This window comes from Corynebacterium sp. HMSC14B06 (genome assembly GCF_001807075.1).
GTDB lineage: Bacteria > Actinomycetota > Actinomycetes > Mycobacteriales > Mycobacteriaceae > Corynebacterium > Corynebacterium jeikeium_D.
Window position 1 is genome coordinate 1 of the sequence record NZ_KV787357.1, and the last position, 536, is coordinate 536.

General features: G+C 54.3%; 2 tRNA genes. Both read right to left on the reverse strand.

Going from position 1 to position 536, the window contains the following annotated elements:
• Window positions 1-106: 106 nt before the first annotated feature.
• A tRNA-Phe gene (locus HMPREF3130_RS01720) sits at window positions 107-179 on the reverse strand.
• A gap of 19 nt (window positions 180-198) precedes the next feature.
• A tRNA-Asp gene (locus HMPREF3130_RS01725) sits at window positions 199-275 on the reverse strand.
• Between the last annotated feature and the right edge of the window lie 261 nt (window positions 276-536).

The following is a 536-nucleotide window of genomic DNA, read 5'->3' on the forward strand; positions in this document are numbered from 1 at the left end:
AAAGACACACTTTTCTTTACTTAACCCGTGCTTTACGACGATCCCCGCGACAAACACCTGGTAAAACAAAGAATCCCCAGCCCGTTTTCGGACTGGGGATTAATTGTGGCCAGAAGCGGGATCGAACCGCTGACCTTCCACTTTTCAGGCGGACGCTCTACCGACTGAGCTATCTGGCCAGACTTGAAATTAATCAAGTGGCGACCCTGACGGGACTTGAACCCGCGACCTCCGCCGTGACAGGGCGGCGCGCTAACCAACTGCGCCACAGGGCCTTAAATGCCGTGCTCAACTTTCTGGATTACCAGCGCTGTGCACGAGTTGTTACTCTACAGAACAGCGCTGAACATAAGCAAATCGCCAGTTCATGGCAGATATTTTAAGTTGAAAACTGACATCCAGCCCCGGGTCTCGGGGCAACCTAGACTGTGGCAAAAGCTCTCCCCACCAAACCCGGGTAAAGCCCCCCTCTCCCCCAGTGTCACTGATGCGAGTTACTGACTACGTTTATGGCTGGCGGCGTTGGGGCGATGCGA